This is a genomic window from Jiulongibacter sediminis (genome assembly GCF_001306455.1).
Lineage (GTDB): Bacteria > Bacteroidota > Bacteroidia > Cytophagales > Spirosomataceae > Jiulongibacter > Jiulongibacter sediminis.
The window spans coordinates 38,629-53,549 of sequence record NZ_LGTQ01000013.1 but is presented as its reverse complement, the minus strand read 5'-3'; the positions used below and the strand labels follow the sequence as shown (position 1 = coordinate 53,549).

18 protein-coding genes are annotated in these 14,921 nt (G+C 42.7%); 14 read left to right on the top strand and 4 right to left on the bottom strand.

Annotated elements, in window-relative coordinates; genetic code table 11:
• Positions 1-4 precede the first annotated feature (4 nt).
• Positions 5-787, bottom strand: a complete 783-nt coding sequence (locus tag AFM12_RS16615) for a UDP-2,3-diacylglucosamine diphosphatase (protein WP_172678819.1) — start codon at positions 785-787, stop codon at positions 5-7.
• Positions 788-1,063: 276 nt separating this feature from the next.
• Here AFM12_RS16615 and AFM12_RS16610 point away from each other — a divergent pair, with 276 nt between their 5' ends.
• From AFM12_RS16610 to AFM12_RS16570, 9 genes are all read left to right on the top strand, one after another.
• Complete coding sequence (locus tag AFM12_RS16610; protein WP_055150522.1) at positions 1,064-1,669, top strand: TetR/AcrR family transcriptional regulator; 606 nt, start codon at positions 1,064-1,066, stop codon at positions 1,667-1,669.
• On the top strand, positions 1,666-2,451 hold the full coding sequence (locus tag AFM12_RS16605) for an outer membrane lipoprotein-sorting protein (protein WP_082391392.1): 786 nt from the start codon (positions 1,666-1,668) through the stop codon (positions 2,449-2,451). The genes AFM12_RS16610 and AFM12_RS16605 overlap by 4 nt, the downstream gene beginning before the upstream one ends.
• 121 nt (positions 2,452-2,572) lie before the next feature.
• Complete coding sequence (locus AFM12_RS16600) at positions 2,573-3,805, top strand: ABC transporter permease (RefSeq protein WP_055150519.1); 1,233 nt, start codon at positions 2,573-2,575, stop codon at positions 3,803-3,805.
• Positions 3,806-3,886: 81 nt separating this feature from the next.
• Positions 3,887-4,246 (top strand): four helix bundle protein, encoded by a 360-nt coding sequence (locus AFM12_RS16595; RefSeq protein ID WP_055150516.1) that lies wholly within the window; start codon positions 3,887-3,889, stop codon positions 4,244-4,246.
• A 74-nt stretch (positions 4,247-4,320) separates the two neighbouring features.
• The gene (locus AFM12_RS16590; RefSeq protein WP_055150513.1) at positions 4,321-5,535 is read left to right on the top strand and encodes an ABC transporter permease; all 1,215 of its coding nucleotides are present in this window, start codon (positions 4,321-4,323) and stop codon (positions 5,533-5,535) included.
• Positions 5,536-5,686: 151 nt separating this feature from the next.
• Complete coding sequence (locus tag AFM12_RS16585) at positions 5,687-6,376, top strand: ABC transporter ATP-binding protein (protein ID WP_055150510.1); 690 nt, start codon at positions 5,687-5,689, stop codon at positions 6,374-6,376.
• 155 nt (positions 6,377-6,531) lie between these two features.
• Positions 6,532-7,725: a DUF1302 family protein gene (locus AFM12_RS16580; protein WP_055150507.1), complete on the top strand. Its 1,194-nt coding sequence runs from the start codon at positions 6,532-6,534 to the stop codon at positions 7,723-7,725.
• A gap of 147 nt (positions 7,726-7,872) precedes the next feature.
• Complete coding sequence (locus AFM12_RS16575) at positions 7,873-8,340, top strand: TspO/MBR family protein (RefSeq protein ID WP_055150504.1); 468 nt, start codon at positions 7,873-7,875, stop codon at positions 8,338-8,340.
• A gap of 152 nt (positions 8,341-8,492) precedes the next feature.
• Positions 8,493-9,428, top strand: a complete 936-nt coding sequence (locus AFM12_RS16570; protein WP_374754277.1) for an RraA family protein — start codon at positions 8,493-8,495, stop codon at positions 9,426-9,428.
• Between the two features lie 46 nt (positions 9,429-9,474).
• Here AFM12_RS16570 and AFM12_RS16565 read toward each other — a convergent pair whose 3' ends face one another.
• Complete coding sequence (locus AFM12_RS16565; RefSeq protein WP_055150498.1) at positions 9,475-9,840, bottom strand: four helix bundle protein; 366 nt, start codon at positions 9,838-9,840, stop codon at positions 9,475-9,477.
• Positions 9,841-9,943: 103 nt separating this feature from the next.
• On the opposite strand from AFM12_RS16565, the gene AFM12_RS16560 reads away from it, so the two are divergent.
• The 4 genes from AFM12_RS16560 to AFM12_RS16545 all read left to right on the top strand — a co-directional run bounded on the left by AFM12_RS16560 (position 9,944) and on the right by AFM12_RS16545 (position 13,422).
• Positions 9,944-11,221: a mandelate racemase/muconate lactonizing enzyme family protein gene (locus tag AFM12_RS16560; protein ID WP_055150495.1), complete on the top strand. Its 1,278-nt coding sequence runs from the start codon at positions 9,944-9,946 to the stop codon at positions 11,219-11,221.
• 108 nt (positions 11,222-11,329) lie between these two features.
• Positions 11,330-11,878, top strand: a complete 549-nt coding sequence (locus tag AFM12_RS16555) for a DinB family protein (RefSeq protein WP_082391391.1) — start codon at positions 11,330-11,332, stop codon at positions 11,876-11,878.
• Positions 11,879-11,989: 111 nt separating this feature from the next.
• On the top strand, positions 11,990-13,009 hold the full coding sequence (locus AFM12_RS16550) for a DUF4056 domain-containing protein (RefSeq protein ID WP_157687448.1): 1,020 nt from the start codon (positions 11,990-11,992) through the stop codon (positions 13,007-13,009).
• A gap of 203 nt (positions 13,010-13,212) precedes the next feature.
• Positions 13,213-13,422 carry a PspC domain-containing protein gene (locus AFM12_RS16545; protein ID WP_055150489.1) on the top strand — a complete coding sequence of 70 codons (210 nt, stop codon included), beginning with the start codon at positions 13,213-13,215 and terminating at the stop codon, positions 13,420-13,422.
• An 84-nt stretch (positions 13,423-13,506) separates the two neighbouring features.
• On the opposite strand, the gene AFM12_RS16540 is transcribed toward AFM12_RS16545, so the two are convergent.
• Positions 13,507-13,704 carry a PspC domain-containing protein gene (locus AFM12_RS16540; RefSeq protein ID WP_055150486.1) on the bottom strand — a complete coding sequence of 66 codons (198 nt, stop codon included), beginning with the start codon at positions 13,702-13,704 and terminating at the stop codon, positions 13,507-13,509.
• A 171-nt stretch (positions 13,705-13,875) separates the two neighbouring features.
• Positions 13,876-14,202: a HesB/IscA family protein gene (locus AFM12_RS16535; protein WP_055150483.1), complete on the bottom strand. Its 327-nt coding sequence runs from the start codon at positions 14,200-14,202 to the stop codon at positions 13,876-13,878.
• 70 nt (positions 14,203-14,272) lie between these two features.
• Between AFM12_RS16535 and AFM12_RS16530 the strand changes: the two genes are divergently transcribed.
• Positions 14,273-14,902 carry a YiiX/YebB-like N1pC/P60 family cysteine hydrolase gene (locus AFM12_RS16530; protein ID WP_055150480.1) on the top strand — a complete coding sequence of 210 codons (630 nt, stop codon included), beginning with the start codon at positions 14,273-14,275 and terminating at the stop codon, positions 14,900-14,902.
• Positions 14,903-14,921: the final 19 nt, after the last annotated feature.

Sequence of the window (14,921 nt, the reverse complement as noted above, 5' to 3'; positions counted from 1 at the left end):
GCCCTCAGTTCTGAACAATCAATTCCAGGTTTTCCCCGTCAAAAACGGCATACGAATTAAAGCGTATCCAATCTCCCAGATTGATGTATCGGGCGGTATCATTGACCTTCACGTCAATAGCAATATGCCGGTGACCGAAGACATAATAGTCGTGTTTTTGACCTTTTGCCTCTTTTTCCAGAATATACTGATAGATAAACTCCTCTTTAATATCAATTTCCTCGAAGGTTAAGTCTTCCTTTCGATTCTTTTTATATGAATTTCGTGCCCAAAGGTTACCGAGGAATTGACCTACATCAGGGGGCAAAACATAGCGAAAAAGCCATTGGCAAACAGGATTCGCAAACAGTAGCTTTTTCAATAATTTGTACGAAGTATCACCCGGGCCGAGGCCATCGCCGTGCCCGATATAAAACGATTGATTGTTCAATAGGAATTCCTGTGGTTCATGGATGATTTTGGCGTTCAACTCTTGGGTAAAGTAATCCATCACCCAGAAATCATGATTACCCGGGAAAATATACAGTTCAACCCCCTCGTCACTAAGTTCTGCAAGCTTTCCTAATAGTCGGGTATTGCCCTTTGGCACAACGGATTTGTACTCAAACCAAAAATCGAACAAATCGCCCATAAGAAACAGAACCTGAGCATCGGATTTAATACTCTCAATCCACTTCACAATATTTCGCTCACGGACTAAACTGCGTTCGTGATCAGGTGCTCCAAGATGAAAATCAGAAGCGAAATAGATTTTTTTGCCTGGTTTAAGCTCAATGGATTCTGCCATGCGGCAAAGATAGTTTTTTGATGGTTTGAAAGTTTGAAAGTTGAGAAGTTTAAGATTTTGGAAGTCCGAAATTTGAAGTTAGAGGTTAGAAGTTTATGGTCACGTTTCAGGTATTGGATGCTTTGTGCGAGTAGCCTTTCTCCGTGTTCCTTTCTCCGATAAAAAGTCCTTTGTCTCATGTCTTCCATCTTAAATCTTCCACCCCTATTTGGAAAATAAACTTTCGTCACCTATCTTTGACCGACCGTTCAGTCAAAAAATTAAATCAAGAAAAATTTGAGTCCTAAGAGCGATATAGAATTTGAGAAAATCAGAAAAGAGAGTAAGCGTAAAATCTTAGATACCGCTTTACGCCTTTTTGGGGAGAAAGGATTTGCCTCTACCAGTATCAGTATGATTGCCAAAGAAGCCGGTATTTCAAAAGGATTAATGTACAACTACTTTGACTCAAAAGACGAGCTTCTGCAAGCCGTCCTTTCAGATATGGTGGAGCATATGGAGCAGCCCTATCGCGAGATGATGTCTATTGAGAACTCATTTGAGATGCTCGGCAAAATGATTGACTTCACCGTCGAGTTCATGAAGTCACATAAAGAATTTAATGTTCTCATGACTTCGCTCGGCCTACAGAAAGAGAGTCATCCCTTTATAAAGCAGATTGTAGACAACAAGATAAAATCCTGGGTACCCATTTATCAGAAAAGACTGGAGGATATAGGAGTTGAAGACCCTGAAACTGAACTCTTAATTCTGGCAGCAGCAATGGATGGTATGGCCGTGCAATACCTGACTACCGAAGACGACAGTCATCTGGAAAATGTAGCCCGGGCTCTCAAGAAAAGATATAAACTGGATCAAAATATAAAATCAAAAGATCAATGAAAAAGCTAAAAAATACCTCTCGTTATCAGTCGATCACCTTACGGCTTGGCTTGCTAACAGCACTTAGTTTTCTGTTCATCATCAGCAGTTTTGGCCAAAGTGCCTCTACAATAATTCAAAAAGCCGATGACAAAATGAAGGGTGATAAAAACTACTCCGAAGTCACAGTACAAATTGTCAGGCCGACATGGAAGCGGGAAATGAAAATGAAATCATGGAGCCTGGGCACAGAGTATTCCCTCTCCTACCTTACAGCCCCGGCCAAAGACAAAGGAACCGTTTTTCTAAAAAGAAACCGTGAACTCTGGAACTGGCTACCGAGCATTGAAAGAACGATCAAAATGCCTCCAAGCATGCTGGCTCAAAGCTGGATGGGCTCCGATTTAACCAACGATGATCTGGTAAAAGAAACTTCTAACAAGGATGATTTTACCCCCAAAATGCTCGGAGAAGAAACTGTTGGTGGCCGAAAATGCTGGAAAATAGAAATGACACCAAAACCAAACGCCGCCGTAGTATGGGGGAAGGTCATTAGCTGGGTAGATCAGAAAGACTATATCTACATGAAAGCCGAGTACTACGACGAAGACGAGTATCTGGTTAACACCATGCAGGCCGGGGGCATAAAAAACTTGGGAGGTCGTACCCTCGCCAGCAGAATGGAGATTATCCCTGCCGAAGAGCCCGGCAACAAGACCGTTATGATCATGGAAAAAATAGATTTCAACGCCAACATTACACCTTCGTTTTTCACGGTCCAGAATATGAAGAGGGTGAAGTGATTTTGACCGATGACCGGTGACAGATGACAGGTGTAAACATCGGTCTTCCGTCATCCGTCTTCCGTCTTCCGTCTTCCGTCTTTACCCATTAGTTGCAGCTTAACGAAAAAAGTTCAAACACATGCAAAACCTAAAACTCATCATCACCATGGCCTGGCGGAATCTCTGGAGAAACAGAGTGAGGACGTCGATTATGATTGCCGCTACACTATTTGCAGTGTTTCTGGCTATCATCATGCGATCGGTTCAGGAGGGCGTTTATGAACGTCAGATTCAAAACATGGTGAGCTATTACAGCGGTTTTTTACAGGTTCAAAACCCCGCCTTTTCAGATGAAAAAACAATTGACAACTCCCTGATTTTTGATTCTGATCTCGAGCAAAAAATAACTTCAATACCCGAGATCACTTCATACTCTCCCCGAATTGAAAGCTTTGCTCTGGCATCCTCGGAGGAAGTCAGCAAAGGAGTTATGATTACCGGCTCTGACCCTCAGCTCGAAGATGAGTTGACAGGGCTTAAAAAGAGAGTACTAGAAGGAAAATATTTCACGGCCGACTCTGAAGAGCTCATGCTTGGAAAAGGTCTGGCGAAATACCTGAAAGTGAGTCCCGGAGACACGGTTGTTTTTTACGGTGCCGGCTATCATGCATCCACGGCTGTTGGCAAATATCCGGTTGCTGCTATTCTTGAATTTGGTGCTCCCCAATTGAACGACAATATGGTTTATATACCGCTGAAAGCTTCGCAAAGACTATTTTCTGCTCAGGAGATGGCCACCACCGTCGCTGTCAATCTCAAAAGCCGCAAAGACATGAAAGAAGTTCAAAGTGAGCTCCAACTTGCCATTGGCGAAACGGACAATGAAGTCAAAAACTGGGAAGAGCTTATGCCTGAACTCGTCAATAGCATTGAGGGCGACCGGGAGTCTGGCAAAATCATGCTTTATGTACTTTATATGATTATCGGTTTTGTGATTTACGGAACGCTCCTTATGATGATTCAGGAACGCAAACGAGAATTCAGCATGCTGGTGGCCATCGGCATGAAAAACAAAATGCTTTCGCTCACCTTAATGGTCGAATGCATTATCATGACCGCAATCGGAGCCATCTTCGGGAGCCTATTGAGCATACCTATCACCAGCTGGCTTCATAATTCTCCGGTAAAACTGGAAGGCGGAGCCGGCAAGGCCTACGAGCAAGTCGGTTTCGAGCCGGTCATTACCGCCGTCACAGACCCGGCTCTCATCAGTTCCCAAACCTGGGTAGTAGCTATTATGTCAATTGTCCTATCTATTTATCCGATGATTAAACTTTTGAAGATGGAGCCGTTGGAGGGGTTGAGGGGGTGATTTTGTGAGGTTTGAGGTTTGAGGTTTGAGGTTTGAGGTTTGAGGTTTGAGGTAATTTTGAAAAATGAATACTGAATTCAAATGGAAGCAAAATTCAAATTTGAGAAATTAACTATTTGGCAATTTGCCATGGATTTTGGAGAGGAAATTCATGGGCTATCCGAAGACTTCCCTAAGAATGAAGTTTACAATTTGCAATCTCAAATCAGGAGAGCAGGAGATTCTATCGCACTAAACATCTCAGAAGGTGCAATGCTTCAATCCACAAAAGAGTTTCATAAGTTTCTTGGTTATTCCATTCGGTCGTTGGCGGAGGTAGTCACATGTCTTCATAAAGGAAATAGAAGGAAATATTTCTCCGAGGGAGATTTTCAAAAATATTATAGCAAAGCTTTCTCACTTATGAATATGATGATTGCTTTCAAAAAGACACCTAAATAATCAATAACGTGCGGAAAACCTCTGACCTCAAACTTCAGACTTCCGACCATTGTAAACATTAAAAATACAGCAACATGCTCCTCAAAATCGCCTGGCGAAATATCTGGAGAAATAGAACCAGAAGCCTAATTATCATCATCGCTATCATGCTTGGCCTGTGGGCCGGGGTATTTCTTACGGGTTTTTCGTGGGGAATGTACGATAGCCGAATCGAAAGTCTGATTGCCAATGAAAGCTCTCATTTGCAAATCCATAATGAGAAATTCAGGCAGGAATATATGTCAAAACATGTCATTCAGGATGCCGAGCAATACGAAGAAATTCTGGATAAAGATGAAAATGTAGAGGCTTACTCCTCCCGTTTGGTAGTCAACGCAATGGTCGCTTCTTCCCGCTCCAGCTCAGGCATCCGCGTCTCCGGAGTTGATACCACCGCAGAGAATCAAACGACTGCTTTAAATGAAAAAGTGGTGGAAGGAGATTACTTTTTACCCAGAGGAAGAAATCAGATTTTAGTAAGCCAGAAAACAGCAGATAAACTGAAGCTTGGACTTAGGAAAAAGCTGGTCATCACTTTCACCGATACTCAGGGAGAACTGGTTTCGGCATCCTTCCGAATAGTCGGGATTTTTAAAAGTGGCAACTCAGCCTATGATGAGATGAATGCCTTTGTCCAGAAAAAAGACCTTGACCCTCTGTTAAAGTCCAATGGTCAACCTCAAGAGATTGCCGTTTTACTAAAAGACGATCGTCAAATGGAAGCTTTGCAAAGCGAACTCCAAACGGTAAATAGTACTTCAAAAGTTGAAAACTGGCGTGAACTTGACCCCTTGATGGAATACGCCATTGATTCTTTTGACAGCAGTATGCAGGTCATCATCGGCATTATCATGTTGGCTCTCGCCTTTGGTATTGTCAATACTATGTTGATGTCAATTATGGATCGTGTTAGGGAAATAGGAATGTTAATGGCCATTGGTCTTAACAAGGCAAAACTTTTTGTCATGATCATGCTGGAAACACTTTTCCTTTCACTGGTCGGGGCTCCCTTGGGTATGCTCCTTGCCTTCATTACCATTCTCATTACCGGAAAGACCGGCATAGTTCTGAAAGGAATGGAAAGTGGCCTGGAGATGATGGGCTTTAGTTCTGTGGTTTATCCGGCATTATTGCCAGATCAATTTGTCAAAATCGGAATCATGGTGCTCATCGTCACCTTTTTAGCCGCCATTTTCCCGATCATTAAAGCCATCAGACTTGACCCGGCGAAGGCCATTCGAAAAGTTTGATAAGGGGAGTGGGAAGTACGAAGTGTGAAATCAGAGGTTAGAGGTTAGAAGCAGGATGTTAGAGATCATTCTCCTTGTTCCGTTCTCCATCTTCCATTTTCCAGTAAAAGTCTTTTGTCTTAAGTCTTACATCTTATAATCTTAAAAAGAAATGAAAGTAATAGAAATACAAAACCTCCACCGTCATTTTCAGGATGGCGATCAGGAAATCAAAGCCGTTAACGGTGTAGACCTGAGTTTTGAAAAAGGAGAATTCGCCGCTATTGTCGGGCCATCAGGTTCCGGTAAAACCACCTTGCTGAACATGATCGGTGGTCTTGACCAACCCTCCAAAGGACAAATTATGGTTGACGGTGAAAACATGTCAGAATTATCTCCGAATCAGTTGATCGATTTCAGACTTCGAAACATCGGCTTCGTTTTTCAGGCTTACAACCTGATTCCGGTATTGACCGCAGAAGAGAACGTGGAATTTACCATGCTTCTCCAAAAACGACCAGCTGAAGAAAGAACAGCCAGAACCAAGGAATTGTTGACTAAAATTGGTCTTGGCGATCGCATGAAAAACAGGCCTGGTAAGCTCTCCGGCGGGCAGCAACAGCGTGTTGCTGTAGCCAGAGCTCTGGCCCCGAAACCCAAATTTATTCTGGCAGATGAACCTACGGCAAACCTTGATTCAAAATCGACTGAAAACTTATTGGATATCATGGCCGAGCTGAATCAGGAAGAGGGAGTTACTTTTATTTTCAGTACGCACGATCAGCGGGTAATAGACCGGGCAAAGCGGATCATCACTCTGGAAGACGGCAAGATCGTTTCAGATGAGCGGGTGGAAGGTTGATGTTGGAAGTTGGGTGTTGGATGTCTGATGTCCGATGCCGGAGGTTAGAAGTTCGGCACTGACCGGATGGCCTTTCTCCTTGTTCCGTTCCCCATTCTCCCGTCTACCAAAAAAGTCTTGCGTCTTAGGTCTTAAATCTTGTGTCTTAAGAAAAAATGAAAAAACTCTACATACTCATATTGCTACTAAATGTTGCCAGCTTGGCTGCGGCTCAGGACAGCCTGCAGACCAAACGCAGCTTCAAAGAGGTGGTGCAGATCAATGGCTATCTCAAAAATATGCAGACGGTAAACTTTGTGGATCTGAATGAAATAGGAATTGACAACCTTGTTCATAATCGCATAAATATCAAAGCATATATTAGCGACAACCTGACCGCGTCCGTCGGATGGCGAAACCGCATAATTTTCGGAGATCAGGTAGCTTCTATTCCCGGATATGGAAGCAATCTTGATTTTGATACTGGTTTAATTGACATGTCATGGGTTTTAGTCAATAAAGACCCTTTTGTACTTCATAGTACTATTGATCGCCTAAACCTCAATTATGTCAAAAACAATCTGGAAGTTACCATTGGCCGGCAACGCATCAACTGGGGCAGGACATTAGCCTGGAACCCGAATGACCTTTTCAACACTTATAATTTCATAGACTTTGATTATGAGGAAAGACCCGGGACCGACGCCATCAGAGCCCAGTACTATTTGCCAAACGGAATGAGTAGTTTTGACTTTGCGATAAATCGTGATGCTCTCGGATTTAGTACCTACGCCGGCAAATTTCAGTTCAATACCGCCGGATATGATGTCCAACTGATCGCAGGAAAATACATACAAGATGTCGCTGCTGGAGTTGGCTGGGCGGGCAGTCTTGGCAATGTGGGTTTTAAAGGAGAGGCCACCTATTTTATGCCTACAAAAGAAGCTATTCAGCAGCAAAATGTGTTTGTTGCAACAGCTACATTTGATTATTCCTTTGCCAATAGTCTTTACCTTAACGGAGCTTACCTTCACAGCTCAAATGGTTTGAGCGAGCCGATCAATCTTGGAGATTCCGGAGACCTGGCTTTAATAGGAGCTTTCGGTAATCTGACAGCCAAAACACTTTTCCCTAGTAAAGACGCTACATTTTTAACCGCCTCATACCCTATTTCACCTTTATGGAATGTTTCACTAGCCGGCATGTACGGTTTTGGGATGAACCTGGCCTTTATCAGTCCAAATATCTCTGTGAGTCTCCGCGAAGACCTCGAAGCAATTCTGGTGGGACAATCCTTCTACATGGAACAAAATGACAAAATGGAATTGCTCGGCAATGGGTTCTTTTTCAGGCTGAAGTGGAGTTTTTAAGCCGAAAAGTGAGAGTATTGGAGTTTAAACGTTTGGGAGTTGAAAAGTCAAAAAGTTCACCTCGGGTTCCGAACTTTCAAACTTCTTTAACTCCTAACTTCCAGACTAAGTTTTGAATTAATCAACACGGATTACTGTTCCAGTTACATGAAAAAGGCACTGATTTTTATTTTGTGTTTAGCTATTCCACTAGCTATCGGAGGTCTTTCTGGTTTTGCAACCGTTACCGGTATTGACTCCTGGTACAGCTCAATCAATAAACCCTCTTTCAATCCACCGAACTGGATTTTTGCACCCGTCTGGACTACCCTTTATGCCCTTATGGGAGTGAGCCTCTTTATTGTTTGGCAAAGCCCGGCGAGTCAATTTCGCACCAATGCCCTGATCATATTCGGAATTCAGCTTTTTCTCAATTTCTGCTGGAGCTTTCTGTTTTTCTATTTTGAAAGCCCGGGCCTTGCACTTGTTGAAATCGTTTTCCTTTGGGCATCTATTTTGATGATGATCTTCTATTTCATCAAAGTCAAACCTATTGCCGGCTATTTGCAGATTCCGTATATCATTTGGGTAAGTTTTGCTTCCATACTTAATGCGGCCATCTGGCATTTGAATTGAAAATCGCATTCGGTTTCATCCCAAAACTAGCACTGTGACTACATTTTTTCTTTAATTGTCGATATGACACCTCTTTTCAAATGCTGTTCAATTGATAATGCTTAGATTTATCTAAACATTCAACCTCAACCTAAATGAAAAGAACACGAATCATGGGCGGCATTCTGCTGCTCTTTATGCTGGCCTCCCCTCTCCTTCAGGCTCAGCAAATCTCAAAGGAATACCTATTATTGCTCACCCGCGAGTGGGAAGGCGAGCGATTTGATGACGGCAGACCAAAAGTTTCAGACGACATCCTTGAACGAATGAAACTAGTTACCCTGGAAGAAGCATGGGCGGTTCTGCGAAATCATAATTATAAGTATCAATTTGAAGGGAACTGGCAGACGATCAACCCTGACTCAGTTCTGGTAGGAAGAGCTCTCACCGCCACTTTCACACCTGGCAGGCCTGATATCCAGAAAGCCATTGATGATAAAGGCCATAACGAAGACGGAAGAATCAAGTCTCAGAACGCCTGGCCTATTGATTTGCTACAAATGGGAGACGTTTACGTCGCTGACCAGTTTGGAGCCTATGAAGATGGCCCTACCATCGGCGATAATCTTGGCAACTCTATATATGCCAAAACAGGAAATGGTATTGTTTACGATGGAGCGGTAAGGGATATCAACGGACTCAAAGAAATCGGTGGGTTCACCTCCTATTTTAAAAGTTATCACCCTTCTCATCACTTAAATAGTGCCGAAAGAGCCCTAAATACGACACTGGTTGGTATCAATAATCCAACCAGAATTGGAGCCGCCACGTGCATGCCTGGTGATGTAGTTCTAGGAAGAGACGGTGGCATTCTGTTCATTCCGCCTCATCTTGCTGAAGAAGTTGTTCGTGTTTCTGAAGTGGTGAGACTTCGGGATATGTTCGGACACCAGCGACTGCGTGAGCAAAAGTATACCCCGGGTCAAATTGACACCCGCTGGTCAGACGAAATTGAGAAAGATTTCTCGCAGTGGCTCCGTGAGCATATCAATGAACTACCGGTTTCAGCCGATCAGATTCAGGAGATATTGAAGAAGAGGACGTGGTAATTCTTTATTTGATGGAACAAGGAGAACGGAGAAGGGAACAAAGGGATTAATCCCTGAACCTCTCTGTCCTGGTTTTGATGAGATTGCGAAGCATAGATGAAATGTGTTTGCACTTACTAACCAGCTCCATAGCTGTTTCCTTTTCAATGATCCCAATACCCTCGGCAATATAAATTTGAGTTCTTAGTTCGCCGGAAGAACCCTTAACTATTCTCAAAAAACGAATGAATTCTTTGTTGTACTCTCTCTCAAAACCCTCTGCAATGTTTGAAGGAATTGAGACCGCTGATCTAAAAATTTGATCCTTTAAAGAGTACTCTTTTGAATGGGCTAACTTTTTATAAAGATCAATAGCCAGTTGCAAGCCGTTTTGATATACAGTTAAATCCTCGAATGACTCAATTTTAGACATGTGGCAATTTTTATGTGAATAATAAAAGAACAAAGGAGGGACAAGTTAACTTCTTTTTCCCTGTTCCATTCTCCTTGTTCCTTAAAACGAAATTAATTAAACTATGAAACAGAACAGAAGAGATTTTCTAACAAAAGCCGCCTTAACATCAGCCATGGCGGCAGCACCTTTGGTAAATTTTGGAAAGGGCTATACTGAGGCCATTGACCGAACTCCTAAAAGTTCAGCCCCATCAGATTTAAAAATAACTGACATTAAATGCGGCTATATCCGAAATGGCGGAAGCCTTTTTGTAAAGGTTTATACCAATCAGGATATCGTAGGACACGGTGAGGGAGTAGATGCGGTGGCCGGAACCTATCATTTAGTTAAAAGAATGGGAAATTATATCAAAGGGCAAAACCCATTGAATGTCCACCGTCTTTTTGAAAGTATCCGCAAAGCAGGCTTTTTCCAAGGGGCTCAAAGTGGAATGTATGTAGCCGTACTCACAGCCGTGGAGACTGCTTTATGGGATATTGCCGGCAAAGCACTGGGTCTACCGGTTTACCAGCTACTTGGTGGTAAATTCAGAGATTCGGTACGTGTTTATATGGATACGGCCCTGTATCAAAGTCGACTTCCTCAGCCCGAAGACTTCGCAAAAGCGGCCAGAGAAGCCGTTGACATGGGCTTCACGGCGGTAAAGTTTGACCTTGATCAAGCAAATGACCCAAATAAATATGACCGCTTTAACTGGACGGCCTCTCCTGCCGAGCTACAACGTATGTATGATCAGATGGCAGCCTGCAGGGAAGAAGTTGGACCCAACATCGATATCTGTGCCGATATGCACGGTAGATATGACGCCATAACCGGCGAAAAAGCGGCCAAAATGCTAGAGCCATTGAATCTGATGTGGCTTGAAGAGCCGATAGCCGCCGAGAACAGTGATGCTTACAAGAAAATAACAGAATCTACCTCCACGCCTATTTGTGCCGGTGAGAATCATTACCTGGCTCATGGCTTTAGACCATTGCTGGAAAACGGTGCAGTAGATATTATCATGCCCGATTTGCAAAAAGCCGGTGGCCTTGGAGAAGCTCAGCGAATTGCCAATTTGGCAAATCTCTATTATGTACCTTTTGCACCGCATATGGTAGCCTCCTACCTGGGTGCTATGGCCTCGGCTCATGTATGTGCCTCGGTACCTAACTTCATGATCATGGAGTGGCAGATTTATTTCCATCGTGATAAAATGTTCCAGGAGATTGTCACTTTTGAAGGTGAAGCTGTAGAAAATGGCTTCATCAGAGTACGTGATGTACCGGGTATTGGCGTTGAAATCAATGAAGAAGGTATGCGTAAATACGCCCCTGAAGGAATTCCTTTCTTTGAGTAATTAACTACCCAAACCCTTTCGAACGGAAAACCAACCGATAGTGGAAAACTCAAACCATTCTAGGGGCTTTTCCGTTTACTTTAATATCAAACCAAACTTACCTTAATCATGAAGAAGATTTTAACCCCATTTAACATTCTGATTATTCTTTTTATTGCCTCTTTTTCAACAGCTATGGCCTTAGAAACCAATGATGAAAAAGAAAAGCTTGTAGCTGATTTTGAGAGAGCAAAAGCATTTACAGCTGAATACATGGAGGCCATGCCAGCTGAAGGTTTCTCTTCAAAACCAACCACGGATATCCGTTCATTTGCTCAGCAGTTTCTTCATATAGCCGGGGCCAATTATATGTTTGGATCCATGATTGCCGGTGTTGACAACCCTAAAGATGGAGTTGAGTTTGAAAAAGATGAACAGTTTCAAACCAAAGAAGCCTGCATGAAGGCTGTCAACGAAAGTTTTGATTTTATCATTGAGACTATCAAAGGAATGCCAAACGAAAGCTTTGAAAGTGATGTGAAACTTTTCGGCCAGTTTGAAATGTCAAAAGGTGTGGCCTTTGCCAAAGCTTTTGAACACCTGACACACCATCGCGGACAAACAACAATCTATTTGAGATTGCAAGGAGTAACCCCACCAAGCGAAAGGCTTTTTTGACCTGATATTTTTTCAAAGCAGTACCCGGACCGACGTTCGGGTATTTTTTTTGCCCATCGCAGATTTTTTTGGTCAAAAAAACGTTCTCTTTGCAGCCAAATTGAATCGAGTTTGAAAAGGGTCCTTTTAATATACCTACTATTGCCGTTTTGGGGCTTCGCTACGGAGCTACCAGTAACGCTGGAGTCAAAGACTCCACCCCGTATTATACGCACTTGTTGTGCTTTTGGGAGTGATCTCAAAATGACTGGAGTACCTTTCAAAAAATACTCCGATATCAGTTCGGTAGACCAGCTGGGACCGCATACTTATTTGGGTAGCCCGTTGGAGAAAAATGGAATCATCTATTCTCTCAAGGGTGGCTTTCTTGACATTGGACACCTCAGAGATCAGGCCGACTGGACTGCCTATCTTTTTTCGCAAATTCAACAGAACCGGGGTAAAAGCTTTCAAATTGAACTTGGCTACGAGGGTGGCTCAAAAATACTTTCTTTAAGCATTCCCGAAAGCTTTGATAAAGAGGAGCAGGCCAGGCTTGCCGCGAAAATCGCTTTCGACCTTTCTGTGTGGCATGAAATTGCAACTTTTTACGGGGCCTCTACGGTACCATTGGTTCCTGAACGGTATTCAGCTTTTAGTATGGAAGATGCCTATTCAAACATGCTCGGTGCCCTTCTTGGCATGGAGGCTCTCTTAAGCGAGGAGCCTTTTGAGAAAGCCATGACCCGCCTACTCTCCGAAAAGTTAGAGGAACTGGAAGCGGTAAAGACATTAGAGCAAACCAAAGCTGCTATGGCCGCAGTTAAAGACGACTGGTGGACAGATGAATATCGGCTGCCTAGCAAAAATGTTCTAATGAAAAGAGAATTTGATATTCATGATTGCCTTCAGCCATGGCTCGTTGAGTCTTATGATATTGAGCAGGGTGAGAGCCTCTGTATCGCTACGGAAGATAACAGTGGAATGCCGCTTGATGAATACTATGAACTTAGTATCAAACTCAACTATAAATTCCCCATCAGGAAGCTTTTTGTGAAACCCACCAGTCGGATTATCAATCAGAGAGATTTCAAACTTCTCATTCAAAACGCAGAACAAAAATCCCTAAAAAAGGCGATAAAGACTACCTGAGACTGCTTTCGAGTAAAAGTTCTCAATAATTCTTGCCAGAAACCAAGGCAGAAATACCACTCCTCATTTCTGAAAACCATTCATGTACTTTGCATAGCATAGTACCTTGTCAGTATATTATCTTTGAAATGTCAAAACGATAGAACACTACTATCAGACAGACAAAAACAGATATTACTTATTAACTATAACAAGACAAAAACATGAAAAAGCTATTTAGAATTAAAGGAAACGAGAGTATGTTAGGTGGTGTAGCTGCCGGTTTGGCAGAGTATTTTAACATCGACGTAACACTGGTAAGAGTATTATTCGCTCTCGGATTCTTTACACCGTTCCCGGTAATTATCACCTACATTATTTTGTGGATAGTAATGCCTAAGCAGGAGAGATACCAGCTAACTACGGGAGCATAACAGGTAAAGTTTAGGGTTTAGTTTGCGTACTTTTTCGCAGACGATAGGTTTTAAATCAACGAGAGTTTCTTTCGTTGATTTTTTTTAGGCCTCTTTGGGAATAATAAAAGCCATGAGCAGGTATATCAAAATCGGCGAGCCAACACCCAGAAAAGTAATGACTGCCCAAGCTACTCTGATCAAAGTCTTATCAACGCCAAAGTATTTGGCCAGGCCACCACAAATTCCAAAGACCATAGCCTCTGAGCCTGTGGTGCGGGTTAATTTCTTCTGTGTTTCCATTTTTTTGATAAGATTTAGACAATTTTTAATTGTGCAAAGGAGAACGGAACATGGAGAAAGGCTTCTGGCACACACATCCAGCACCTAACAACATAAACTCAACCTCCGTCATCGGTCATCGATCAAAACATCCAACAACGGAAATCAGACCTCAAACTTCCTACTCACAACTTAAACCGCAAAACTCTCTCCGCAGCCACAAGTCCTACTGGCATTAGGGTTCTTAAATTGAAAGCCTTTGCCGTTTAGTCCATCAGAGAAATCAAGCTCCGTACCGATGAGATAAAGAATGCTTTTCTTATCCACAAATATCTTAATTCCTTTGTCTTCAAAAACCTGATCATTCTCACGTTCAGAGGCGTCAAATTCCAGATCATACATCAAGCCTGAACATCCTCCACCTTGTACCGCCACCCGAATTCCGTGACTACCGTCTTTCCCTTCTTTGGCCTTTAATTCTTCAATTTTATTCTTCGCCTGCTCTGATACCGTTACCATATATTTTTAGCTAATTTGCTATGCAATTTTTAAATCAAACCTAAAACCCCTGTCCTAATCCAAAAGTTTCATGGCACTGCCACTCTACAAGAAATCAAAACTGGAATCCCTGTTTCCGAGGGATAAACCTCAAACGAATTTACAAAATTACAACGAGATTAGGTCTGAGTTACAAACTGGTGATTTCTTATTTTTTTCCGGAGATCATTGGCTGTCATCCCTCATCAGAAGGCGATCGAGATCAGCGTGGAGCCATGTAGGCATAGTGATCAGACTTGAGGAACTTGACCGTGTTTTCCTTATAGAATCTGTTTTGGAAAATGGAATCAGAATGGTACCAATGTCTTTTGTTTTTAAAGATTATGACGGTCATCAAAAGCCCTACGCCGGAAGGGTGGGCTGGGCCAGGCATAATGAAATTGGTCAAAACCTGACCATGCAAAGACAAATAAAAGAGTTCTGTTTAGATAACCTGACTAAGCAATATGACCGGGCAGAATATTACCGTATTCTTTGGCGATCTTTTGTAGGACTGAAAGAAATCTTTGAAGATGACAAATACACCTGTGCTGAGTTTATCCGAGCCGCTTTTGAGCTGGTAGGCGTAGAACCTCCCAGAGAATACAGCTATTTCATCAGCCCGGGGGCCTTTTGGCGAATGGATGAAATGGAAATGATGGGTGGAAAAATGCTTATATGATAACCGCCCATTTCTAATT